General features: G+C 60.3%; 1 protein-coding gene. It reads left to right on the top strand.

Annotation, left to right across the window (positions count from 1 at the left end; all coding sequences use genetic code 11):
* Nucleotides 1-282 (top strand): cupin domain-containing protein (locus tag EN859_RS37555; RefSeq protein WP_135913768.1); only part of this gene is annotated, 282 nt, incomplete at both ends.

Genomic DNA, 282 nt, shown 5'->3' with positions numbered 1-282 from the left:
GTGAAAGGCACATGCTGGGTTTCCATAGACGGCAACGACGAACCCTTCTGTTTTGCAAGCGGTGATGTAGGTCTTCTGACGGCGAAACGGTCCTTTGTGCTCGCGAGCGATCCTTCTGTTGTCCCCGTCGACGCAATGGCGTTGTTTTCGGGTGCAGGAAGGTCCACGGTCACACTGGGCAACGGCGATGACTTCGCACAGATCGGCGGACACGTGCTGCTCGATCCGGCCAGCGGCAGCTTGCTGTCAGGCGTCCTGCCGCCGTGGATTCACGTACCGGCC

The organism is Mesorhizobium sp. M00.F.Ca.ET.216.01.1.1, assembly GCF_004010325.2.
Classification (GTDB): domain Bacteria; phylum Pseudomonadota; class Alphaproteobacteria; order Rhizobiales; family Rhizobiaceae; genus Mesorhizobium.
The sequence above is the reverse complement of the archived record's forward strand: the minus strand, read 5'-3'. Positions and strand labels throughout refer to the sequence as shown.